Below are 24,644 nucleotides of genomic sequence, written 5' to 3'. Positions count from 1 at the left end.
GTATTTATAATGTAACTGAAACAATACATTTAACAACTCTTTTTTGTAAAGATGAATGAGTGAATTAGTAAAAAAATGTAAAATATTCAAAAACAATGGGTAATGTTTTATTATATGTTGACACATATTTATAAATCTTGGCAAGGATTAAAAAAAATAAAACTACATTATATATAAAAGAACAATTTTATGAAAATATACTTTGCATACAGAACAGCATATAAATCGAACTTACGGTATTTAAAAGAGTTTAATTCAAATTCAATATATGATTGGTTTATTGAAAATTGGGATTCTCTATGTAGTGATAAATACTCAGAAATTTTAGGAACGGATGTTTATGGATTTCCTATCAATATAGATGCTAAAGAAATAGTGGTTGAGAAGCGCCCATTTTTTAGTAAATTATTTGATAGAAAAGATGAGACTGAAGATATGGACAATTCTAGTAGTTTAAAACCTAAAGATTTTCAAGACTTACTCAATTTATTACAAGAAGGTCTTTATCTAAATGAAATTGAAGGAGAAGAAGATTATATAAAAGTTGGTACTGATAATGATGAAATTGGATTGTGTTGGTACATTTTTACAGAAGAGTATAAAAATAAAAATGAAGATAAAGTAGCGATTTGGTTTAATGATATTTTGCCAACTTCTTTTGGTTTACATGGAATAGTTTTGGAAGAAGATATAAATGTATTAGAGGTAAAAGGTTCTGGTGAAGGATGTACTTATTTTATTTCTGTTCCTATCTATGATAGATTTAATATTGAAGATATGACAGTTGTAACAATTGAAGGTGTTAGAATGAATACTTTATTGGACTTTTTAAAAGCTAATGAACTAGAGGAGTTGGATGATGTTTTATATGCAGTTGATGAATTAAACTATATAAAATATATTGCTGCACAGTTAGAAACGAATGACTTACAAACTGTTTTAAAAATATTTGCTGATCATCCAATAACTGAGCTTCAAGAAATAGAGATAGATGAGCATAAATTATCTGAGATTATTAAAATGAAACTAGATAATATTCCAGAAAAAAATAGAGTTATTATCAATGAACATTCAGCAGAACTTTCCGTGAGTACACTAGGCGAATATTATAATTATTACTTAATTATAGATGATTTATGGATAGAGAAAAATGAGACTTTGGCTAAATCGATAATGTGTTTTACGTGAGTTCGATCTTTTAGTTGAGCTACAAAAAAAAGTAGTTCAACCAATAGGAGTATATCTGAAAAATGCATTGTTTGGGTAAATGCACAAGCATTTCATTTATAGATTCTACGACTTTAAAATCTTTTCATTACAAAAGAGAAAAACAATATAAATTGTTAGTAAGGAAAAGAGTAATAATTGATTCGATTTTTCAATTATACCTTATCATGAATCTTAGTATGATTTCCATCATTCCAAAGCGTCAAAATATCCGTAGCAACTTGCGCGCCGCTTCCAGCTGCAATAGCAAATTGACTTCGCCAACCCGCAATGGTTCCACAAGCATACATGCCTTCTTTTACCAAATGATCTTCGTTTTTTAAGTAGATTCTATCTTTTTTAGCGGCTGCTCTTGGATGTGGCGCAATAAATTCGTCCAAACCATCAATTGTAAACGGTTTTGCATAATTCAAGGCAATCACAACTAACTTTGTATAATATGTGTTTTTATTGGTAACAACCTGAAAATTGCCTGCTTCACCTGTAATTTCACATACTTTTTCATTCGCAATTTGTTGTACATGCGGATATACTTTTTGTAAGTGTGCTTTTCCTTCTTCTAAAATTGTAGCTCCAGTTTTTCCTTCGGGCAAACCGAGCACATTATTAAACAATGCATTTTGTAAATGTGAAGATTTTTGATGCATAATAACACCAATGTTCCTATCCGAAGCAAAAGGTTTATTCTTCGCCGAACCTAACACAAGTGCGCATTGCATTCCTGAAACGCCACCACCAATTACCAGAACATCAAACATTACTTATTGTCATTAACTTTATCTTCAATCTTCTTTGAAGTCATAAAAATTAATAAAATAAGTATCGCACACATAGAGGCAACAATACTAATTAAGGCAACCAAACTATCACCTTGTAATAGGTTTGAAAAATCTAGTTTTGTAGCGTTGTAAATACAAAGTAGTGTTGCAATTGCAATAAATATATAGGTGAATATTTTCATTTTATATGAGTTTAGATAGAATATATAGTTGCGCATATAAATTTACTCGAAATTGATATACGCAACGACACTTTTCTTACTGCAAAATTAAGCAAATATTTTTTGAACTCCCGTAGTAAATATTTTAACTGCAATTGCTAATAAAATTACACCAAATACTTTTCTCAAAATACGGATACCATTTTGCCCTAACAATCGTTCAATTCTTGCTGAAGCCTTCAATACAACGTACATAATAATCATATTGATTAAAATTGCAATTACAATATTCATTGCATCAAATTCTGCACGAAGCGATAAAATTGACGTTAAACTTCCAGGTCCGGCAACTAAAGGAAAGGCAATAGGGAATACTGAAGCATCACTCATAGGACTTTCTTCATCTTCCTTAAACAGTGTAATTCCTAAAATCATTTCCAACGCCAAGAAAAATAACACAAACGAACCAGCAATGGCAAACTGACTTACGGTGATTCCTATCAAATTAAGCAAACTTTGCCCAACAAATAAAAACACAGTCAAAATTACACCTGCAATAATAGTCGCTTTTCCAGATTGAATATGTCCAGTTTTGCGTCGTAAATCTATAATAATCGGAATATTTCCTACGATGTCAATTACAGCAAATAACAACATACTTGCCGTTAAAATATGTTTAAAATTTAACTCCATTTCGTTACATTTTTAAATTCGCGGCAAAAGTACACTATTCAACTAATTATAATAGTAAAAGCATGTGTTTTTTAGTTTAAATTAAAGTGAATTTAACATGTTCAAAAAAAAGTGAATAGTACACTAAATAGAATTTGTATAAAAAGTATCTTTGTAGCATGTTTCAATTAGGGAAAACCATCATTTCAGAAGATATCCTCGAAAAGGATTTTGTATGTAATCTTAGCGCGTGTAAAGGAATTTGTTGTGTAGCAGGAGACGCTGGCGCACCTTTAGAGCAAAATGAAATTAAAAAACTTGATGAAATTTACGATACAGTAAAACCATTTTTACGAAAAGAAGGAATACATGCCATTGAAAAACAAGGAACATATATTGTAAGAGACAATGGCGATTTGGAAACACCGTTGGTAAATGATGCCGAATGTGCGTATGTTACTTTTGATGAAAACCAAACCGCTATGTGCGGAATTGAGCAAGCATATAATAAAGGACTTGTAGATTGGAAAAAACCAATTTCTTGCCATTTATATCCAGTTCGAATAGAAGAATACAGTGATTTTGCGGCTGTTAACTATCACAAATGGCAAATATGTGATGATGCATGTACATTGGGGAAAGAATTGCAAGTACCAGTGTACAAATTTGTAAAAGATGCATTGGTTCGAAAATTTGGAGAAGATTGGTATTCCGAATTAGAAAAAACTGCGCAAAAACTAGGTCGTTAAATTATTAAAATTTCTTTTTCTCATTTTTTTTTAGAATCGCCCGTTTTATAGCACTTTACAAAGAATTAATTCTTGTAAGTAATTGATAATCAGTAAAAAATGCCGTTTTGAAAATATGTTAAAAAGTAGGAAAAAACTGTACTGTTGTTAAAAACTCACTAACTTTGTGAATAAGTTAGGCTTTCATTTCCGCATACATTTTTCAATCTTTGTTATTCCCAAATCAAACAATAGTCTTTTACCAAATTTTACATTAAAAACTCGATAATTTTATGTCATCAGCAATAGAACCCATCTTACAAGAAAACAAAGACAGATTTGTGATTTTTCCAATCAAACATGCAGATATTTGGGAATGGTATAAGAAATCTGAAGCTAGTTTTTGGACAGCGGAAGAAATAGACCTTCACCAAGATTTGACAGATTGGACCACAAAATTGAATGATGACGAACGTTATTTTATCAAACATATCTTAGCATTTTTTGCAGCATCTGATGGAATTGTAAATGAAAACTTAGCAGAAAACTTCGTAAATGAAGTGCAATATTCTGAAGCTAAATTTTTCTACGGATTCCAAATTATGATGGAAAATATTCATTCAGAAACATACTCTCTATTAATTGATACGTATGTAAAAGATGAAAAAGAAAAAGATATGCTGTTTAAGGCAATCGATAATTTCCCTGCAATCAAAAAGAAAGCAGACTGGGCTTTACAATGGATTGAATCGCCAAGTTTTGCAGAACGTTTAATTGCGTTTGCAGCTGTAGAAGGTATATTCTTTTCAGGAGCTTTCTGTTCTATTTATTGGTTAAAGAAAAGAGGAATTATGCCAGGATTAACGTTTTCAAACGAGTTAATCTCTCGTGATGAAGGTGTACATTGTGATTTTGCAGTGCATTTACACAATAATCACCTAGTAAACAAAGTTCCTAAAGAACGTATCCGCGGAATTATTGTGGATGCATTGAATATTGAACGTGAGTTTATCACAGAATCATTACCAGTAAGTCTTATTGGAATGAACGCTAAATTAATGACACAATACTTGGAGTTTGTTACCGACAGACTTTTACAAGAATTGGGTTGTGAAAAAGAGTATAATGTAACAAATCCATTCGATTTTATGGATATGATATCCCTTCAAGGTAAAACAAACTTTTTCGAGAAAAGAGTATCTGAATATCAAAAAGCAGGTGTCTTAAATAAAGAAGAAGAGTCAGACAAATTTAGCTTTGACGCTGATTTCTAGTTAAAAAAACCCCAAGTTTTAATTGCTTGCAGTTGAAACTTAAAATACATAACAAAATACCTAGAATGCCAATTTTTTCGCCGAAAAATTGGTAAAATAACTAACCCCTTTTCTGAACGAAATTCAGAAGAACTTAAAAAATAGACGAGCATATGTTTGTAGTAAAAAGAGACGGAAGAAAAGAGCTAATAATGTTTGACAAGATCACTTCACGAGTGAGAAAGTTATGTTATGGCTTAAACGATTTGGTAGATCCTGTAAAAGTTGCCATGCGTGTAATTGAAGGATTATACGATGGAGTAACTACTTCAGAATTAGATAACTTGGCCGCAGAAATTGCCGCCACAATGACGACTACGCATCCAGATTATGCTCGATTGGCTGCACGTATTTCTGTATCTAACTTGCATAAAAACACCAAAAAATCGTTTTCTGAAACGATGATAGATTTATATGAATATGTAAACCCTAGAACAGGTAAAAAAGCACCATTATTATCCGATGAGGTATATAATGTAATTATGGAAAATGCAGATCGTTTAGACTCTACCATTATCTACAACCGCGATTTTGGATACGATTATTTCGGATTTAAAACATTAGAGCGTTCATATTTATTAAAATTGAATGGAAAAATTGCAGAACGTCCACAACATATGTTAATGCGTGTTTCTGTCGGAATCCATTTAAATGATTTGGATGCGGCGCTTGAAACGTATGAGTTAATGTCTAAAAAATTCTTTACACATGCAACACCAACGTTATTCAATTCTGGGACACCAAAACCGCAAATGTCATCATGCTTCTTATTAGCAATGAAAGATGATAGTATTGACGGAATTTACGATACATTAAAACAAACGGCGAAAATATCACAATCAGCAGGAGGAATTGGTTTGTCTATCCACAATGTTCGTGCTACAGGATCATATATTGCAGGAACCAACGGAACAAGTAACGGAATTGTACCAATGTTACAGGTATACAATGATACAGCTCGTTATGTAGATCAAGGTGGAGGAAAACGTAAAGGTTCGTTTGCAATATACATTGAACCTTGGCATGCAGATATTTTTGACTTCTTAGACTTAAAGAAAAACCACGGTAAAGAAGAAATGCGTGCGCGTGATTTATTCTATGCAATGTGGATTCCGGATTTGTTTATGAAACGTGTAGAAGAAAATGGTTCTTGGACGTTAATGTGTCCAAACGAATGTCCAAACTTATTTAATGTACATAGTGATGAGTTTGATGAAATGTACTTAAAATACGAAGCAGCAGGAAAAGGAAGAAAAACAATCAAAGCGCGTGAGTTGTGGGAGAAAATCCTAGAATCGCAAATTGAAACAGGAACGCCATATATGTTGTATAAAGATGCAGCAAACCGCAAATCGAACCAAAAGAATTTAGGTACGATCCGTTCTTCAAACTTATGTACGGAAATTATGGAGTACACATCTCCTGATGAAGTAGCCGTTTGTAACTTGGCTTCTATTGCGTTGCCAATGTTTGTTAAAGGAAACGAATTTGATCACAAAGAATTATTCAGAGTTACAAAACGTGTAACAAAGAACTTAAACGTGGTAATTGATCGTAATTACTATCCTGTAAAAGAAGCAGAAAATTCTAACTTCCGTCACCGTCCAATTGGATTAGGTGTGCAAGGATTGGCAGATACATTCATTAAATTACGTATGCCATTTACATCGGATGAAGCTAAAAAATTGAACCAAGAAATATTTGAAACATTATATTTTGCGGCAGTTACAGCTTCTATGGAATTGGCAAAAGTTGAAGGTCCATACCAAACGTATGAAGGTTCACCAATATCACAAGGAGAATTTCAACATAATTTATGGGGAATTAAAGATGAAGAATTAAGCGGTCGTTGGGACTGGGCAAAACTGCGCAAGCAAGTTGCTAAAAACGGTGTGCGTAACTCATTATTAGTTGCACCAATGCCAACAGCTTCTACCTCGCAAATTCTTGGAAACAACGAATGTTTTGAACCATATACATCAAATATTTATACACGTAGAGTGCTTTCGGGAGAATTTATTGTGGTAAATAAGCATTTACTAGAAGATTTGGTAAACTTAGGATTGTGGACAGAAGATTTAAAGCAAGAGTTGATGCGCGCGAATGGATCTATCCAACACATTGAAGAAATTCCACAAGACATTAAAGACTTGTACAAAACAGTTTGGGAATTGAGCATGAAAGATATCATTGATATGTCGCGTCACAGAGGATATTTCATTGATCAATCACAATCATTAAACTTGTTTATGGAAGGTGCAACGATGGCGAAATTAACCTCTATGCACTTCTACGCTTGGAAATCAGGATTGAAAACAGGAATGTACTACTTACGAACAAAATCGGCAGTAGATGCAATTAAATTTACAGTGAGTAAAGCGGCAAAGAAAGAGCCTGTAGCGGTTGAAGCGGCAACAGCAATAGCTGTAGAAACTGTAGGAGCAAAGCCAGCACCAATTGCTGTAGAGCCATTGACACCTCAGGAAATGAAGGAAATGATTGCAAGATCGAAAGGAGATCAAGATGATGACTGCTTAATGTGTGGTTCTTAATTTATAGATAAAAAATTGACAATACGAAAAAGGGAACGTTTACTAGCGTTCCCTTTTTTTGTTTTGGATATATCTTGAACGTTATTGCGAGCGATAACGAAGCAATCTGTAGCTTGAAAAAACAAAAACATTTTATAATAAACAGATTATTTCACTATCGCTTGTAATAACGAATCGGAAGTTAATAATCTGGATAGGTTTAAACGCAAAGCGATCTGTTTATAAAGTTATAGATTATTAAGATGCGTCACTTCGAGTAATTTTCGCTAGAAAATTGTATCGAGAAGTACTTAGAAGTATCATTTTTTAAATAGGGAAACGAATTAAAATTTTTCATGATATGTGATGCTGCATCACATTTAAACTTAGCTCAATGTAAAAGTGCAACATGATATAGTTAAATTCAAAAACCCAAAAGCGAAGCGACCTATTTTCCCAGAATATCTGTTCCTAAATATCCATCGTCTTTGTTGTAATACCACGCACGTTTTTTTGGCATTTTAATATCGTTAATTACAGCTTCTTCCGTTAATAAAATGTATTCGCCATCATTTTTAGATTCATCCTTAAAAAACTGATATACTTCCATTGCATACGTTTTTGGGTCAAAATAAAAGTACCATGTATCTTTCCCAACATTTTTATCATACGTAGCTTTTAGGACCAAATATGCTTTTCCTTTGAATGTTTTCTTCATTACTTTCGGATCAATAATAGTTCCGTTATCTTTCAGCTTCATTGGCAAACCATACAAATAAGTATAATAATTTTTGTATAAGTTGGCACGTTCACAACTTAAATTGTTTTCTTTTAAAACAGCATCAGAAAGATCCGTTTTTCCATTAAAAGCAATCATACACGTATCTTTTTTAACCGTATATGCTGTTGTTGTGTCACCACGTGTTGCTTTTACATAAAAATATTCTGTTGGTAAATTGATTTTAATCGTACTAAGACGCGCAGGATTTTTTGGCGTTTCCATAGTTACAGTTAATGTTCCGTTGAACGTTTCCCAATTTCCGTTAGGATCGTGATATTGAATGGCTTTTTCTAGTAACTGTTGTCCTGTAAGTTCTTGACTTGTGGCCGTTGTTACATAAATAAAACAACATAAAAGGCTAAGAAAAAATGATTTGTTCATGAGTGTAGTTTTAAATTGGTGTGTCTAAGATAGAAATTTTGAATCAGATCAAAACAAAAAAACACAACCGTTACGATTGTGTTTTTGTATATAAAATGATACTCTAAATTATTCTGAATCTTCTGAATCTTCTGAAGTATCTGGTTCTGAGCCTTTAGTTTTTGTATTTGTAGTATCTGTTATTTTATCTTTTATAATAGTAATAGTTGCAGGCTCTACTGAATCATCATGTGCAATGTGATATTCTTCTAAAAGATTCATTGTTGCTTTTAACAAATCTTTAGTCTCTAATAATAAGCTAAAATACAATGTGGTATTCTTAGGACTCGATTCTTCCGTACGTGTACGTGCAACCTGCGTTTGAATTTTTTCATAGACCAATTCAAAAATAACTTCTTTGCTTGCTAAAACACTTCCAATTTCTTCAAACGAACGAGAATCAAAAGCTTGTTTTGTTTTGTTGAATAGCATTTCTAATGCTTCATCAACCTGCTTCAATTCTTTAATTTGATTGAATTTTAATTTCTTGTGATTGTTATTAACGTGCTTTAAACTCGCTTTAGAAATGTATTCTAATGATTGCGTTATATCCTGCAAATAGCCTAAAATATTAATGTAGAAATTACTCGCACCAATACTAGTTTCATCTAAATTTTTAATAAAATAGAAAATATTGTCACGTAACTCATCAATCTCATTGGAAAGCTTCGTGATATTTTTTCGGTTCTTTTTAAGCATATGTAAATCTTGCTTAGCCAAACCATTAATAGCGCTTGTATAAATTTTATTTCCACGTTTTACAACATTGGCAATATTGTCTGCACTTTCGTGAATAACGCCTTGTACAGAACTGCTTTCTGCTTTCTTTAAGCTATCTTCTACTTTCGCTTCTTTTGCTTTTTTATTATGCACAACATAATTACGAATCAACAAAAATGCCGCTAAACTCAGTAATACGGCTAGCATACTTGGCAAATGTATATTTAATAAGAAGGCAATTAATCCTGCGGCTAAAAAGGCAACGATGGCTGTAAAAAACCAACCGCCAATTACATTTAATACACCAGCAACTCTATATACGGCGCTTTCTGCTCCCCAAGCTCTATCGGCTAAAGATGTTCCCATAGCAACCATAAATGTTACGTAGGTTGTAGATAAAGGATATCCTTTGGAAGTAGCAATGGAAATTAATACACCAGCAACCATTAAATTAACAGCGGCTCTAACCATATCAAAAGCAGGAATATCTTCTTTGTTTTTATATACGGCTACTGGTGGAACTTCAAACTGTTTGTCAATTTTTATTTGCCACGATTCAGGTGTAATTTTATTAATTCCTTGAGAAACTCCAATAGCTATACGAACTAAACCTCTTGATAAGAAATTTGGCTTGAAACGTTCTTTTGTTTGTTCTTGACTCGATAAATCGAGTGATGTTTTTACAACGGCTTTTGCTTTGCTTGAAAACCAAAGTGTTACCACCATAACAAGTCCTGCAATTACTAAAAACATAGTTGGTGTTGCTACCGTTTTTCCAAGAAAGCCCATAGAAAATTCTGTAGCAGGTAAACCATTAACGTTTATTGCCGGATTCATAAAAGCATCGTACGATTGCCAACCTGCAATAGGAACTCCAATAAAGTTTACCAAGTCATTTCCTGCAAAAGCCAATGCCAATGCAAAAGTTCCTACAATGATGATTAATTTGTAAATATTTGTATTTAATAATGATATGATTAAATACGAGACAATTGACCATACTACTAAACTTATAGAAACAATTGATAATACATGTATTTCTAGGAATTCTTTTAATGTTAATGATGAAGCTTTGTCAACAATCATTGAAGAATAATCAGTTCCTTTAATTCCTTTAACAAAAATAAAATAGGTAATTGCAGTTAGGGCAATTCCACCAAATGATGCGCCTACCCAACTTGCTTTTTCTTGAAAATTATACGACAAAAGCAAACGTGTAATCCATTGGACGAATGCTCCAATGGAAAAGGCGACGACGACGGAAAGCAAAATTCCAATAATAATTCCCGTTGCTTGTGTGGTATTAATGTATTGAAGTAATGTGTCATAATTATCACCTTGATTGCTAATTCTAATCAATGCTACGGCTACAGCGGCTCCTAACAATTCAAAAACAATAGAAACTGTAGTAGATGTAGGCATTCCAATACTATTAAAAAAGTCAAGTAAAAGAATATCGGTTATCATGACGGCCATGAAAATGATCATGATTTCATGAAACACAAAATTTTCAGGTTTAAAAATTCCCTTCCGGGCGACTTCCATTAATCCACTAGAAAAAATAGCGCCGACGGCTACACCAACACTAGCAACAATCATAATTGTTTTAAACGAAATGGCTTTAGAGCCAATAGCTGAATTTAAAAAATTTACTGCGTCATTACTAACTCCTACGACTAAATCGGCAACAGCCAATACAATCAGGGCAATGATCATTACTAAGTAAATATTGTCCATATGTGGTTTTATAAATAATTTACAAATATCAACAGTGTTGTGAAATGTAATGTTACCATAAGGTTATATCTTGTAGTATTCAAGACGATACAACAGCTGTGTGTGCTAAATATAGTAAATAACTCAATTTTGTAAGTAAATGTCGTTCTTTTTTCCTCAAAAACAGGAATATACGCCTCAGAAAGCCTCAAGGTTGGCATTTCAATTATTTATGTAGTATATTGCAAGGAAAAATGCTATTTACTAATGAATTGGGAACAATTACTCTCGTTAAAGCGTTACGGGGATACCCATAAGCGACTTCGAAAAGAACAAGATGAAACCAGATTGGGATTTGAAGTAGATTATGATAGAATCATATTTTCTTCTGCTTTTCGTAGTTTACAAGACAAAACGCAAGTTGTTCCATTATCTAAAACAGATTTCGTTCACACGCGATTGACACACAGTTTAGAAGTGTCTGTTGTTGGAAGAAGTTTAGGAAGAAGTGTTGGAAAGAAACTGCTAGAAAAGTATCCACATCTTAAAGAAGTTCACGGATTTCAGTTTAATGATTTTGGTGCCATTGTTGCCGCGGCGGCTTTAGCACATGATATTGGAAATCCGCCTTTTGGACACTCAGGAGAGAAAGCAATTGGAGAATATTTTAAGATTGGAAAAGGAACACAGTTTCAATCGCAATTGACACCTAAAGAATATCAAGATTTATGTGATTTTGAAGGAAATGCGAATGGTTTTAAAATTTTAACCGAAAATCGCAAAGGAGTTGACGGAAGTTTACGTTTAAGTTATGCAACGCTTGGCGCGTTTATGAAATATCCGAAACAATCGTTACCAAAAAAGCCAACAAAACACATTTCAGATAAAAAGTACGGTATCTTTCAATCTGAAAAAACTGCATTTAGAGATGTAGCCAATGAATTAGGATTAAAAACCTATGGAGAAGCTGATGACATTCGTTATGCACGGCATCCATTAACTTTTTTGGTGGAAGCGGCTGACGATATTTGTTACACAATCATTGATTTTGAAGATGGAATCAATCTTGGGCTCATTCAAGAAGAATATGCATTAGAATATTTAATCAATTTAGTTAGAGATAATATTCAGACGGAAAAGTATAACTCATTACAATATCGCGAAGATCGTTTGAGTTATCTAAGAGCACTATCAATCAATACGCTCATCAATGATGCAGCTCGAATCTTTTTAGAAAACGAAGAAGCAATCCGTAAAGGTGATTTTTTCGTAAGTATTATGGATAAGAGTAAATATAAAGCACAAATTGATGATATCATTAAAATCAGTATTGAAAAGATATATCAAAGTGATGAAGTTATAGAAAAAGAAATTACAGGTTATCATGTATTGCAACATTTGCTTGATACATTTATCACAGCAACAACAAATTACCATAACGATTCCCTTTCAAACTATGACAAATTAATTTTGAAAGTTTTACCTGAAACTGTAGACTACTCTACAGATCATTTATACAAAAGGCTGATGAATATCACCAACTTTATATCCAGATTATCTGATAGTAAAGCGGTATTCTTGTTTAACAAGATAACAGCCAAAACATTATAAAAAATTATTAATTTAGTTATTTAACCCAATTATTATCTATGTATACAAATTACATTAAAACTGGAATTATGCTTTTTTGTGCTATGTTTATCTTACAAACAAACGCACAAGACCAAGCAGTATCTGTGAACAAATACTTGAAGTTCACTAAAGATGTCTCTCCGGCACAAGCTCAGAGTGAATTCTTAAGAAATTTTAAATTAGACGAAAACAACACATTCCAATCTATAGTTGTAAATCAAGATAGAAAAGGAATGAAGCATGAAAAAATGCAACAATATTACAAAGGAATCAAAGTAGAATTTGGTACGCTAATCGTTCACTCTAAAAATAATACTGTAAAAAGTATCAATGGAGAAGTATATGACGGAATTGGTATCAACCTTGCTCCTTCATTATCTGCACAAGAAGCTTTTAACAAGGCAACAGCGCACATTGGAGCACAACAATATTTGTGGTCTAATCCTGCGGAAGCTGCGGCAATGAACTATGCAAAACCAACAGGAGAATTGGTATTACTTCCTGAAATGAATACCTATTCAGGCTTACTAAACCTAGCATACAAATTTGATATCTACGCTACACAACCTGTAAGTAGAGGAGAAGTATATGTAGATGCTGTTACTGGAGAAATTTTATTCTACAACAAAATTATTAAACATCACAACAATGAAGGTCGTGAAATGCTGAACAATCCGGCAAACTTAATTACGGTTAAAAAAGAAGAAACAGCAATGTTTGTCTTAGGAGCAGCAAACACACGTTACAGTGGATTGCGTGACATTGAGACACGTTTAGAAACAACAGGTGAGTTTACACTAAATGACGACACTAGAAGCGTATTTACAAGAGATGCTCAAAACATACCTTTTGGTGGTGGTTATATAAATAACTTTGCAGAATTTTCAGATTCAGACAACATTTGGTCTTACAATAACATAGATAATGCGGCATTAGATGCACATTGGGGAGCAATGGAATCATACGATTATTGGTTAAATGTACATGGAAGAGAAGGAATTGATGGTAACGGGTTTTCTATGAGAAGTTATGTACATGTTGGTACTAACTGGACAAATGCTGCTTGGAATGGCTCAGTAATGTCATACGGAGATGGGAATGGAGGAAATAGAGATGCTTTTACATGTTTAGATATCGTTGCTCACGAAATTGGACACGGAGTTACACAATTTGCAAACAACTTAGTATATGCTAGAGAATCTGGAGCACTAAACGAAGGATACTCTGATTTATGGGGAGCTGCAATTGAATTTCGTTCAAAAGGTAATGGAGATAATTTAAATCCAAATATTGAAACATGGCAAATTGGTGAAGATATTACACCAGGAAATGGAATCAGAAGTATGAGCAATCCAAATACTTTTGGTGATCCTGATACATACTTAGGTGCAAACTGGAGACCAACAAATACAGCAGGTTGTCCAACACCAAGCAATGCAAATGACCAATGTGGAGTACATAGTAATAGTGGAGTATTAAATTACTGGTTTTACTTATTAGTGCAAGGTGGATCTGGAACAAATGACGTATTTGATGCGTTTAATGTAACAGGAATAGGAATGCAAAAAGCGGAGGAAATAGCATACTTAATACTGAGAGACTATTTAACACCAAATAGTACATTTTTAGATACGAGAAATGCAGGAGTAGAAGTTGCAATCAGTCTTTACGGATCAAACAGTCCAGAAGCAATTGCAACACAAGATGCTTTCTATGCAGTCAATGTTGGACCACAATATGTTGCTTTAGACACTGATGCTCGTTTAGCTTCTGTAACTGATCCTGCAATTAACTGTGGTTTAAATACATTCAGTCCAAGACTAACTGTTGAAAATTCTGGAGTAACAAATACAATAACTTCAGTTGAAGTAAGCTACACTATTGATGGTGGCGCTGCAAATACAGCGATGTACAATGTTAACATTCCTGTTGGTACTACAGGTGATATTGATATTCCTGCAATAACAATGACAAGAGGTTTCCACGCGATTAATTTTATAATTGATACACCAAACGATCAAGATGCCACAAACAACACGGAAGGTTTTGCAATTCGTATCAACGAAATTGGAACACCACAAGTAGTAAATGATTTTGAAAGCACTGCTGATGAATTAAACACATATGCTGACGGAATTCCACAACTATGGAGTAGAGGTACATACGCACAAGCTGGAAGTGTATTTCAATCTACTGTATTGGAAGGAGACGTATATGCAACAAACCTTAACGGAAACCACTTTCAAAGTACTAGAAGTTACCTATTGTCAGAATGTTATGATTTAACTCAAATTACAAATCCACAAATTGTATTTGACTTAGCATACGACTTAGAAGAAAATTTTGACATTCTTTTTGTAGAATATTCTACTGATGGAGGCGATAGTTGGAACGTTCTAGGATCTGCAAGTGCGCCTAACTGGTATAATAGTGACAGGACAGCTGCTTCATCTGGAAACACTGATTGTTTCAATTGCCCAGGAGCGCAATGGACAGGAACAAACACAATAATGCAAGAATATAGCTATAACTTAAGTGCCTTAAGTACTGAAACAAGTATTGTATTCAGATTTGCAATGGTTGCCGATACAAATACAAACCAAGCAGGTCCAATAATTGATAACTTAGCTGTTAACTCAAGCTTAAGTGTTGATGATGTGGCAAATAACAATGGTTTCTCAGTATATCCAAATCCATCAAAAGGAAGCTTTAACATTCAGGCTAAGAAAAACTTAGGTGATGTTTCAGTCAATATATTTGATATCAATGGAAGAAGTATTTACACAAAAGATGTTACTTTAACAGGAACGGTAAACTTTAACTTAGATAGCTTACAATCAGGATTATACATCTTAAGAGTTGAAGGAGATGATTTTATCGAATCAAGAAAAATTATCATTGAGTAATACATAACAAGTAAACTCATTCACAAACACAAAATATCCTTCTCTTGGAAAATCGATCTATACATATGGACAGAAAAAAAAAGAGAAGGATATTTTATATACTACTATTTTTAGCCATCGTTGGATATATGCTAAGTAGTAAGTCCAAAAAAGAAACGAAAGAAAAAGTTCCTGAAAAAAACATACAAGAAACGCATGCCTATCACTTAGAAAATAGTCCGTTTCAAGCTTCTAAAAACACATCTCGCCAAGAGCGAAAATTACAAGGATTGCCACCAAACGCGTATTTTGAACAACAATGGGAACTCACTATGAATCCCAGTTTAGGAAGACCAACTCCAGAAGTCTTAGTTCGTGTGCAACAACAATTAGCTACCCAAAACGCACAAGAACGTTCTCCAGGAGACACTTTTGATAACGCTTGGGAAGAAAGAGGACCAAATAACATTGGAGGACGCACACGTGCCATCCTATTTGATCCTAATGATACAAACAATGCAAACCCATCAGATGATTACACACGTGTTTTTGCAGGAAGTGTCTCAGGAGGATTATGGGTAAATAACGATATCACAGACGCAAACTCATCTTGGCAATTGGTTACGGGTTTACCAGATAATATCTCTGTTTCGGTAATTATTGCAGATCCAAATAATACGAATACATTATATCTAGGTTCTGGCGAATCGTACGTGTCAGGTGATGCTGTTGGAAATGGAATTTACAAATCTACAGATGGCGGAACTACATGGCAACAACTATTTGGCGGAAACTACGGAACTTCATCAGTTGATGGAGCTTCCTACTATGTTGATGGTATATTTTATATCAATGATTTAGTAGCACGAAACAACAACGGAACTACTGAACTATATGCTTCAGTAGCAAGCGCCGTATACAGAAATGCGGCTTCTCCGTTCAATATATTAGGATACAACCAACGTGGATTATACAAATCAGACGATGGCGGAACCAATTGGTCACGCTTTCCAATTCAGTACACAAGCGGATTATACAGAAACCCAAACGACATCGAAATTGATCTTAACAATGATATTTGGTTAACAACTACAGGAGATTTCTTTAACAACTTTGGTGGACAAATATATACATCATCTGACGGAATCACGTTTCAACAAAAATATGCAGTTTCAGGAGCAAAACGTACAGAAATAGAACCTTCATCAACAACACCAGGAACGTTCTGGATATTGGCAGAAATCAACAGTCAAGCAGATATATTCTTCACAAATGACAATTTTGATACTGTAAATGCAATTGTAGAGCCAAACGATGCGGATAGTGGAATTCCTGCTACAGATTTCACCCGAAATCAAGCATTTTATGACTTAGTTGTAGAAGCCGATGAAAACGATAATCTATATGTTGGCGGAATTGATTTATTCAAATACAACACAACAAACAGCAATTGGGATCAAATCTCAAAGTGGAAAAACGATAGCGGTTTGCAAAACATTACGGCTTCGCTAGTACATCCTGATCAACATGCAATTGTTTTTAGACCAAACAATAACAACGAAGCAGTCATTGGAAACGATGGTGGCGTGTACTTCAGCGATAACATTTCTACAGCAGTAAACGATGCAACGGCAATTCAAAAACGAGTAAAAAATTACAACGTAACACAATTTTACACAGGTGCTATTGCACAAAATGATATTTTAGATGGTGATGATATCGCTGGCGGAACGCAAGACAATGGAAGCTTGGCAGCAATTGATGCAAATGTAGGAATCAACAGTTTTGCTGCAATCATTTCAGGTGATGGCGGTTACATAGAAATTGATGAGGTTGACGGATACGCGATCATTTCATTTCCATTTCAAAATCATGCACATGTTCCGTATCCTTCGTTTGATGTGAATGTTGGATATTTCATTGCGTTCGAATCAAATCCGTTTAGCTTTCGCGAAGGCGAATTCCTAAATGCTGCGGCATTAGACAAAACATTAGACATTCTATATACAAATGCTTCAACGTCTACTGGAACCTACCAAATTGGACAATATTCCAATGTAAATGGAGGAAACGGGAACGTAACCACTTTTCAACTTACAGATCCATTACTAAACAATCCGCCAACAGCATTAAAAATTTCGGCAGACGGACAAACATTATACGCTGGATTAAAAAATGGTAGATTGTTAAAAATTGAAAACGCACATACGCAAACACCAACATTTACAAACATAAGTGATGGTAATTTTGTGGGAAGCATCTCTGATATTGAATTTGGTTTAATTGAAAACGAACTACTTGTTACGTTCCATAACTATGGCGTGAATAATGTGTGGTTTTCTGAAAACAATGGTGTTTCTTGGGAAAACAAAGAAGGAAATCTTCCTGACATACCTGTAAAATCTATTCTGATGAATCCGATACTAACGGCTGGATCAGAAGCAATCATTGGAACAGACTTAGGTGTGTGGCGATCGCAAAATTTTGACACCAATTCTCCAACGTGGACACAATCAGACAATGGAATGCGCGCAGTTTCTGTCTTAGATTTAGACTTACGAACTTCGGACAATACGGTATTAGCATCAACCTATGGAAGAGGTCAATTTACAGGTGCATTCTTATCTGGAACTCTAAATACTGCGGAAATTAAACCAATTAACAACTTCAAAATATATCCTACTATTTCGGATGGAAACATAACGCTTAGCGCGAATGAAAACGGAAAAACTATCATTCAAGTATATTCACTATCAGGTCAAAACGTTTACAGTAAAACGCTGAATCTCACAAAAAACGCACTAACAAACTTAAATCTATCTCAATTATCTTCAGGAGTTTACATCTTAAAAATTCAACAGAATAGGAACATTCAAACACAAAAAATAGTGATTCAATAATTTGAAAATATATTTCAAAATGCTTTCGCCTGCCAGAAGAAATAATGAATGCGCAATCGGAAGTGCTACGCATAATGTAACATATATAGATTAGCGAGAGAATGTTGTACAACACTTTCCACATAAGTTCTTTTTTAAACCAAACCTATTTCAGGTTCAAATTCAAATTCTTCTCTCAAAATATTTCAATTCCTACACCATTCATCCGCCAAAAACCATTAAATTTGCGCTTTTAAAAACGCATATACATGTACAGATCACATAGTTGTGGTGAATTAAGAACATCACACATTACACAAGAAGTTACCTTATCAGGTTGGGTGCAAAAGTCTAGAGACAAAGGATTTATGATTTGGGTCGATCTTCGCGATCGTTACGGAATCACACAATTAATCTTTGATGAAGAACGCACTCCAAAAGAAGTTTTTGAAAAAGCGAAAACGCTTGGTAGAGAATTTGTGATCCAAGTAAAAGGAGACGTAATTGAGCGTGTTTCTAAAAATCCAAACATGCCTACGGGAGATATTGAGATTTTAGTAACCGAATTGACATTGTTAAATGCTTCGTTATTACCACCTTTCACAATTGAAGATGAAACGGACGGAGGAGAAGATATCCGAATGAAATATCGCTACTTAGACATTCGTCGAAACCCTGTAAAAGACAGCTTAATATTTCGTCATAAAGTAACAATGGAAGTTCGTAAATACTTGTCAGAGCAAGAATTTATAGAAGTTGAAACACCATACTTAATCAAATCTACGCCAGAAGGCGCACGTGATTTTGTAGTGCCTTCTCGTATGAATGAAGGTCAATTTTACGCCTTACCACAATCGCCACAAACCTTCAAACAATTATTGATGGTTGGTGGAATGGACAAATATTTTCAGATTGTAAAATGCTTCCGTGATGAAGATTTACGTGCCGACAGACAGCCAGAATTTACGCAAATTGACTGCGAAATGGCGTTTGTAGAACAAGAAGATATTTTAAATGTATTTGAAGGATTAACGCGTCACTTACTAAAAGAAATTAAAGGAATTGAAATTGAAAAATTCCCAAGAATGACGTACGATCACGCAATGAAAACGTACGGAAACGACAAACCAGACATTCGTTTTGGTATGGAATTCGGTGAGCTAAATGAAGTAGCACAACACAAAGAATTTAACGTATTCAATTCTGCCGAATTGGTTGTCGGAATTGCAGTGCCTGGAGGCGCAAGTTATACTCGTAAAGAAATTGACAAACTGATTGATTGGGTACGACGTCCACAAGTTGGTGCGTTAGGAATGGTATATGTAAAATGCAATGAAGACGGAAGTTTCAAATCGTCAGTAGACAAATTCTACGATCAAGAAGATTTAGCAAAATGGGCAGCAATTACTGGTGCAAAACCTGGTGATTTAATCTGTGTATTATCAGGAAACACCAACAAAGTACGTGCACAACTAAGTGCTTTACGTATGGAAATGGCAACACGTTTGGACTTGCGTAACTCAGAAGAATTTGCTCCGTTATGGGTGATGGATTTCCCTTTACTAGAATTGGATGAAGAAACTGGACATTACCACGCAATGCACCATCCATTTACATCACCAAAACCAGGTCAGTTAGAATTGTTAGACACACATCCTGGTGATGTAAAAGCAAACGCATACGATTTAGTCTTAAATGGAAATGAAATTGGTGGTGGATCTATTCGTATTCACGATAAAGAAATGCAAGCCATCATGTTTAAGCATTTAGGATTTACAGAAGAAGAAGCAAAAGCACAGTTTGGTTTCCTAATGGACGCTTTCCAATATGGAGCGCCGCCACACGGTGGATTGGCTTTTGGTTTGGACAGACTGGTTGCTATTTTAGGTGGACAAGAAACCATTCGTGATTTTATTGCCTTCCCAAAAAACAATTCTGGTCGTGATGTTATGATTGATGCTCCTGCACCAATTGATAATGAACAATTAAAAGAATTAAGCATTAAACTTGACATGTAGTTTTTACAATTACATTCGTATTTATAAATAAAAAAACCTGCATTTTGCAGGTTTTTTTATTGAATATCTTTTTAAACTGACATTAAATTCTTCTCGTAAGAATCTAGTTAGAGATTAAACCCAAAAAAAGAAATCAGTAAAGTTACAAGTATCGATACAGATACTACGATAAGTTTTATTTTGCGCTTCTTTTGTGTCTCTTTTTTTAAAGAATTTACGAGTATAAAAGTAGTTATCACAAAAATAACTGCTAATGAATACATTTTATATTCAAAAGTATCTTGATAAAAATTCTTAAAGAATAGAATGTGAATCAAAATAAGAAGTATCGGTATAAATCTGGTTATTTTTTTCATAATCATTCAAATATATTAAAAATCTATATAAATTTGTAAGAAATAATTTATTTTTCAGCGAAAATACTCTATTTATTTAAGCTAAACACTATAATGTAGTTCATACCATTAGTAAAGAAGTTCATATAACTATCAAGGTCGTACATATAAAACATCTAGTAAACTTTCTTTATTTTCATTAGATTTATAAGATAAAACCAACGAATGAAAATCTTCAAAATAATAATGGCTATTGTAGGTGTTTCAATCTTAGCTTTTGCAGGATTTCTAGCTTATTCCTATTACACCTATACAGCAGCTTTTGATACAGAAAACAAACCTTATAAACATTACGTAGGGTATATAGATTTTAAAAAAGCATTGCTAAATGATGCGTATGAACTTTGCGACGAAGGCAGAATTTACAACACGTACAGTAGCGCAGGTTTAAAAGCATATAAAGGTTCAAAAAAGCGTTTCCGCGATCATATAAATGAAAATTTTAACAACAATGCATTTACAGATGCTGGGTATGTAAATTTTCGCTTTCTCGTAAATTGTGAAGGAAATGCAGGTTGGTTTGAAATTATTCAAATGAATTTAGATTTAAAAGAAACAACGCTAAATAAAACAATGGTAGATTCACTTTTTACCCTAACATCTAATCCTGAAAACTGGGAAATTATTGAATATTACGAAGCACCAAGAAATTATTACATGTACGTATCATACCGAATAGAAAATGGAAAAGTTACTGAAATTATCCCTTAGTATTTGTTGTCTATGTTTGCTGTTTTCTTGTGAAGATGATGCAAAAAGTAAAAGACAACGCGCGGAAAAACGCTACAAAGAAGCGATCCAATTTACACAAGGTTCAATACCTTTTCAAAATGGAATTGCAGAAGCCGTTACAATTGATTCTACCTATGAAGATGCTGTATACGAACTTTCTGTAGCGCACTTAAAACGCGGAATGCCACACAAATGGTTGCCACAATACAACAAAGCACTTGCAATGAACCCTGCATATCGATATCCGTGGCGCGGCTATTTATATTTATGGTTTTACCGAGATTACAAAAAAGCAATTGCTGACTTCAATGCTTCTGATTCGTTGACACCAAATTTCATTGATGCACCACAAGGTCACAGTGTCGATTTTTGGCGCGGAATAGCCTATTTGGGTTTAAAAGATCATAAAAATTCGATCGCCTATTTTGACAAGCACATTCAAAAAGAAACGGAAGAAACTGGCGAAGATTGGGTTGAACATGAAGCGTTCTTATATCGTGGAATTGCACATTATGAAGTCGAAAAAGACAAAGAATATCTAAGCAAGATAGACAAACATAAGTATGAACTCGCGCTAAAAGATTTCAATACCTTATTAAAATACAACTCCGATTTTGCGGATGCGAAATACTACAAAGCGTTGATTTTATTTGATGAATGCCAATCACTACAACGTCGTATTGCCTTTGAAAATCAGACACGTAGCAACAATAGTTTAGCAAAAATCCTTGTGCAACAACAGCATGAAAAACAACAACAAGCGTTAAAAATCATTGACGAAGCCATTGATAACTTTAACAATGGATACTCAAATCAACGTCCATATGTGGAAACATTGCGACAATTATATTGGCAAGATTATATAAACCTAAAGCTGAAATTGGAATCGTTGCATTAGATTTGTACTTTTAAAGATATACGAATCAATACATATGCCAACGCAGAAAAAATCATTATTCAGACGTTTCTTAATTTGGAGATATAAACACATTTCCAACAAAAATTTCGTTTTTATACTAAGCGTATTAGTCGGTTTAGGCTCAGGATTGGTTGCGGTTACAATTAAAAATATTACATTTTGGATTCAGACATTATTAGAAAACGGAATCATCTTTTCTAAAAATCAACTCTACTTCGTTTTGCCGGTTGTCGGTTTATTTTTGGTATACGTATTGGTAAAATTTGTTTTTAAAAGACAACCCGAACACGCTATTTCGTCCATATTATACGCGCTATCCAAACGCACAGGAATCATTCCAAATTACAAAATATATGTTCCGTTAATTACGGCACCATTAACGGTTGGTTTTGGTGGTTCGGTAGGATTACTTGGACCAGCAGTTGCTTCTGGTTCAGCAATAAGTTCTAATATTAGCAAGCTATTTCACATCAACAGTAAAACACGAATGTTACTAATTGGTTGTGCGGCGGCTGGTGCAATTTCTTCTATATTTAAATCGCCCATTGCGGCTATTATTTTCGCCATAGAAGTCTTTAGTTTAGACTTAACCTTAACTTCCTTAATTCCGTTATTACTAGCGTCAGTTTCGGCAGTTGTGACTTCGTATTTTTTTCTTGGGAATGAAAACTTATTCAACTTTACACTTTCAGAACAATTTAAATTAAGTGACATTCCTTTGTATGTTTTCTTAGGTATCGGAACTGCGTTTGCGTCTATCTACTTTACTAAAATGCACTTTGCCATTACGAAGTTTTTTGATCGATTTAAAAACAAACTCTCAAAACTCATTATTGGTGGTTTGGCAATTGGTGTGATGCTGTATTTTATTCCACCATTGTATGGAGAAGGTTTTGGATTCATTACCAATTTGCTCGATGGAAATCATATGGAAGCACTCGGAAAAACACCGTTGGACAATTACACGGAAAACATCTGGATTGTTATTTTATTATTGATAGGAATCACCATTTTTAAAGCAATTGCCATGACAACAACGTTTGCGGCTGGCGGATCTGGCGGAATTTTTATTCCAACAATGGTGATGGGAAGCGCCTTGGGAAATATTGTCGCCAAAGTAATCAATCAATTTGGATTTAATGTGTCGGAAGCAAATTTCACACTTGTTGGCATGGCAGGGTTAATTGCAGGAGTTCTGCATGCGCCACTAACAGCAATTTTCTTGATTGCAGAAATTACAGGCGGTTACGACTTGTTTGTTCCGTTGATGTTAACCTGTGCGATTTCGTTTTTAATCACAAAAAATTTATTAAACTATACCATTTACACACGTGAACTTTCTTCTACAGGCGAATTGCTCACGCACAATAAAGATGAAACGGTACTGACATTAATGGCATTGGATAGCGTAATTGAGCAAAATTTTAGTAAAATTCAGCCTAAAATGACGTTGGGCGAAATGTTGCATACTGCTGTTGCGAAATCGAAACGAAACCTGTTTCCTGTGGTGGATGAAGATAATATTTTAGTGGGAATAATTGTATTAGATGATATTCGTGAGTTTATGTTTGATACGTCTCTGTACAATTCACTTCACGTGGATGATATCATGCACAATGCGCCCGATTACATCATTTATGAACAAGACAATATGAAATCTGTGATGAAAAAATTTCAAGATAGTAGTGCTTGGAATTTGCCTGTTTTAAAAGAAGGAAAATATTACGGATTCGTCTCAAAATCTAAAATGTTAACCGCATATAGAAGAAAGTTAATTACTTTTACACGATAGTTTTTCAACTAAAAAATAATCGCATGAAATACATTCTTATCATACTTTTAATAGCTTTAGTAGGTGTTGGAGCTTTTGCACATTACTACAAATTTCAAGAAGAAAACTTTGATCAAAAAGTAATCGGATTGTGTATTTTGACCTTTTCTTTTATTTGGATGCCACTATTTATTTACTATCGATATAAAGACAAAAAGAAAGAAGACTTTATACTTTCGAACGAAAATTTGAAGGAAATGAACGACTTTGCTCGAAAAAAATAACACAAAAAACAATATTTATTTATGTTAATTATGCTTTAAAAATATTAACTTAGGTACTTATTAATTTTATTTTTTATCACA

17 protein-coding genes and 1 pseudogene are annotated in these 24,644 nt (G+C 33.9%); 13 read left to right on the top strand and 5 right to left on the bottom strand.

Features of this window, described 5'->3' with window-relative positions; genetic code table 11:
- Positions 1–189 precede the first annotated feature (189 nt).
- Entirely contained in the window at positions 190–1,188 is a 999-nt protein-coding gene (locus ACQ654_RS12765) for a hypothetical protein (RefSeq protein WP_430410722.1), read from the top strand.
- 1 nt (position 1,189) lies between these two features.
- Positions 1,190–1,340, top strand: a pseudogene (locus tag ACQ654_RS12760) (IS982 family transposase); the annotation flags it as partial.
- Between the two features lie 42 nt (positions 1,341–1,382).
- Here ACQ654_RS12760 and ACQ654_RS12755 read toward each other — a convergent pair.
- The 3 genes from ACQ654_RS12755 to ACQ654_RS12745 all read right to left on the bottom strand — a co-directional run bounded on the left by ACQ654_RS12755 (position 1,383) and on the right by ACQ654_RS12745 (position 2,860).
- The gene (locus ACQ654_RS12755) at positions 1,383–1,985 is read right to left on the bottom strand and encodes an FAD-dependent oxidoreductase (protein WP_430410721.1); all 603 of its coding nucleotides are present in this window, start codon (positions 1,983–1,985) and stop codon (positions 1,383–1,385) included.
- The gene (locus tag ACQ654_RS12750; protein ID WP_430410720.1) at positions 1,985–2,188 is read right to left on the bottom strand and encodes a hypothetical protein; all 204 of its coding nucleotides are present in this window, start codon (positions 2,186–2,188) and stop codon (positions 1,985–1,987) included. Before ACQ654_RS12750 ends, ACQ654_RS12755 begins: the two co-directional genes overlap by 1 nt.
- An 87-nt stretch (positions 2,189–2,275) precedes the next feature.
- Complete coding sequence (locus ACQ654_RS12745) at positions 2,276–2,860, bottom strand: MarC family protein (protein ID WP_430410719.1); 585 nt, start codon at positions 2,858–2,860, stop codon at positions 2,276–2,278.
- Positions 2,861–3,018: 158 nt separating this feature from the next.
- Here ACQ654_RS12745 and ACQ654_RS12740 point away from each other — a divergent pair, with 158 nt between their 5' ends.
- The 3 genes from ACQ654_RS12740 to ACQ654_RS12730 all read left to right on the top strand — a co-directional run bounded on the left by ACQ654_RS12740 (position 3,019) and on the right by ACQ654_RS12730 (position 7,432).
- Positions 3,019–3,588: a DUF3109 family protein gene (locus tag ACQ654_RS12740; protein ID WP_430410718.1), complete on the top strand. Its 570-nt coding sequence runs from the start codon at positions 3,019–3,021 to the stop codon at positions 3,586–3,588.
- 272 nt (positions 3,589–3,860) lie between these two features.
- Complete coding sequence (locus ACQ654_RS12735) at positions 3,861–4,841, top strand: ribonucleotide-diphosphate reductase subunit beta (protein WP_430410717.1); 981 nt, start codon at positions 3,861–3,863, stop codon at positions 4,839–4,841.
- 152 nt (positions 4,842–4,993) lie between these two features.
- A complete protein-coding gene (locus tag ACQ654_RS12730) occupies positions 4,994–7,432 on the top strand; it encodes a ribonucleoside-diphosphate reductase subunit alpha (protein WP_430410716.1) in 2,439 nt (812 codons plus the stop codon).
- A 427-nt stretch (positions 7,433–7,859) separates the two neighbouring features.
- Here ACQ654_RS12730 and ACQ654_RS12725 read toward each other — a convergent pair whose 3' ends face one another.
- Both ACQ654_RS12725 and ACQ654_RS12720 read right to left on the bottom strand, forming a co-directional pair.
- Complete coding sequence (locus tag ACQ654_RS12725) at positions 7,860–8,573, bottom strand: DUF6503 family protein (RefSeq protein WP_430410715.1); 714 nt, start codon at positions 8,571–8,573, stop codon at positions 7,860–7,862.
- Between the two features lie 108 nt (positions 8,574–8,681).
- The gene (locus ACQ654_RS12720; protein WP_430410714.1) at positions 8,682–11,069 is read right to left on the bottom strand and encodes an inorganic phosphate transporter; all 2,388 of its coding nucleotides are present in this window, start codon (positions 11,067–11,069) and stop codon (positions 8,682–8,684) included.
- Positions 11,070–11,315: 246 nt separating this feature from the next.
- On the opposite strand from ACQ654_RS12720, the gene ACQ654_RS12715 reads away from it, so the two are divergent.
- From ACQ654_RS12715 to ACQ654_RS12680, 8 genes are all read left to right on the top strand, one after another.
- Positions 11,316–12,659: a deoxyguanosinetriphosphate triphosphohydrolase gene (locus ACQ654_RS12715; protein ID WP_430410713.1), complete on the top strand. Its 1,344-nt coding sequence runs from the start codon at positions 11,316–11,318 to the stop codon at positions 12,657–12,659.
- Between the two features lie 38 nt (positions 12,660–12,697).
- Positions 12,698–15,586: a M4 family metallopeptidase gene (locus ACQ654_RS12710; protein ID WP_430410712.1), complete on the top strand. Its 2,889-nt coding sequence runs from the start codon at positions 12,698–12,700 to the stop codon at positions 15,584–15,586.
- Positions 15,587–15,651: 65 nt separating this feature from the next.
- Positions 15,652–18,465, top strand: coding sequence for a T9SS type A sorting domain-containing protein (locus tag ACQ654_RS12705; protein WP_430410711.1), 2,814 nt, complete (start codon positions 15,652–15,654; stop codon positions 18,463–18,465).
- Positions 18,466–18,713: 248 nt separating this feature from the next.
- On the top strand, positions 18,714–20,462 hold the full coding sequence (gene aspS / locus ACQ654_RS12700) for an aspartate--tRNA ligase (protein ID WP_430410710.1): 1,749 nt from the start codon (positions 18,714–18,716) through the stop codon (positions 20,460–20,462).
- Between the two features lie 560 nt (positions 20,463–21,022).
- The gene (locus ACQ654_RS12695; protein ID WP_430410709.1) at positions 21,023–21,568 is read left to right on the top strand and encodes a hypothetical protein; all 546 of its coding nucleotides are present in this window, start codon (positions 21,023–21,025) and stop codon (positions 21,566–21,568) included.
- On the top strand, positions 21,540–22,487 hold the full coding sequence (locus ACQ654_RS12690) for a tetratricopeptide repeat protein (RefSeq protein WP_430410708.1): 948 nt from the start codon (positions 21,540–21,542) through the stop codon (positions 22,485–22,487). The genes ACQ654_RS12695 and ACQ654_RS12690 overlap by 29 nt, the downstream gene beginning before the upstream one ends.
- 34 nt (positions 22,488–22,521) lie before the next feature.
- Complete coding sequence (locus ACQ654_RS12685; RefSeq protein WP_430410707.1) at positions 22,522–24,300, top strand: chloride channel protein; 1,779 nt, start codon at positions 22,522–22,524, stop codon at positions 24,298–24,300.
- 23 nt (positions 24,301–24,323) lie between these two features.
- Positions 24,324–24,563, top strand: a complete 240-nt coding sequence (locus ACQ654_RS12680) for a hypothetical protein (protein ID WP_430410706.1) — start codon at positions 24,324–24,326, stop codon at positions 24,561–24,563.
- Positions 24,564–24,644: the final 81 nt, after the last annotated feature.

Source organism: Kordia sp., from assembly GCF_965283645.1.
GTDB lineage: Bacteria > Bacteroidota > Bacteroidia > Flavobacteriales > Flavobacteriaceae > Kordia.
The sequence above is the reverse complement of the archived record's forward strand: the minus strand, read 5'-3'. Positions and strand labels throughout refer to the sequence as shown.

Coding starts and splice junctions, on each gene's coding strand:
- ACQ654_RS12765 (WP_430410722.1), top strand. CDS start 190: ATGAAAATATACTTTGCATACAGAACAGCATATAAATCGAACTTACGG.
- ACQ654_RS12755 (WP_430410721.1), bottom strand. CDS start 1,985: ATGTTTGATGTTCTGGTAATTGGTGGTGGCGTTTCAGGAATGCAATGC.
- ACQ654_RS12750 (WP_430410720.1), bottom strand. CDS start 2,188: ATGAAAATATTCACCTATATATTTATTGCAATTGCAACACTACTTTGT.
- ACQ654_RS12745 (WP_430410719.1), bottom strand. CDS start 2,860: ATGGAGTTAAATTTTAAACATATTTTAACGGCAAGTATGTTGTTATTT.
- ACQ654_RS12740 (WP_430410718.1), top strand. CDS start 3,019: ATGTTTCAATTAGGGAAAACCATCATTTCAGAAGATATCCTCGAAAAG.
- ACQ654_RS12735 (WP_430410717.1), top strand. CDS start 3,861: ATGTCATCAGCAATAGAACCCATCTTACAAGAAAACAAAGACAGATTT.
- ACQ654_RS12730 (WP_430410716.1), top strand. CDS start 4,994: ATGTTTGTAGTAAAAAGAGACGGAAGAAAAGAGCTAATAATGTTTGAC.
- ACQ654_RS12725 (WP_430410715.1), bottom strand. CDS start 8,573: ATGAACAAATCATTTTTTCTTAGCCTTTTATGTTGTTTTATTTATGTA.
- ACQ654_RS12720 (WP_430410714.1), bottom strand. CDS start 11,069: ATGGACAATATTTACTTAGTAATGATCATTGCCCTGATTGTATTGGCT.
- ACQ654_RS12715 (WP_430410713.1), top strand. CDS start 11,316: ATGAATTGGGAACAATTACTCTCGTTAAAGCGTTACGGGGATACCCAT.
- ACQ654_RS12710 (WP_430410712.1), top strand. CDS start 12,698: ATGTATACAAATTACATTAAAACTGGAATTATGCTTTTTTGTGCTATG.
- ACQ654_RS12705 (WP_430410711.1), top strand. CDS start 15,652: ATGGACAGAAAAAAAAAGAGAAGGATATTTTATATACTACTATTTTTA.
- aspS (WP_430410710.1), top strand. CDS start 18,714: ATGTACAGATCACATAGTTGTGGTGAATTAAGAACATCACACATTACA.
- ACQ654_RS12695 (WP_430410709.1), top strand. CDS start 21,023: ATGAAAATCTTCAAAATAATAATGGCTATTGTAGGTGTTTCAATCTTA.
- ACQ654_RS12690 (WP_430410708.1), top strand. CDS start 21,540: ATGGAAAAGTTACTGAAATTATCCCTTAGTATTTGTTGTCTATGTTTG.
- ACQ654_RS12685 (WP_430410707.1), top strand. CDS start 22,522: ATGCCAACGCAGAAAAAATCATTATTCAGACGTTTCTTAATTTGGAGA.
- ACQ654_RS12680 (WP_430410706.1), top strand. CDS start 24,324: ATGAAATACATTCTTATCATACTTTTAATAGCTTTAGTAGGTGTTGGA.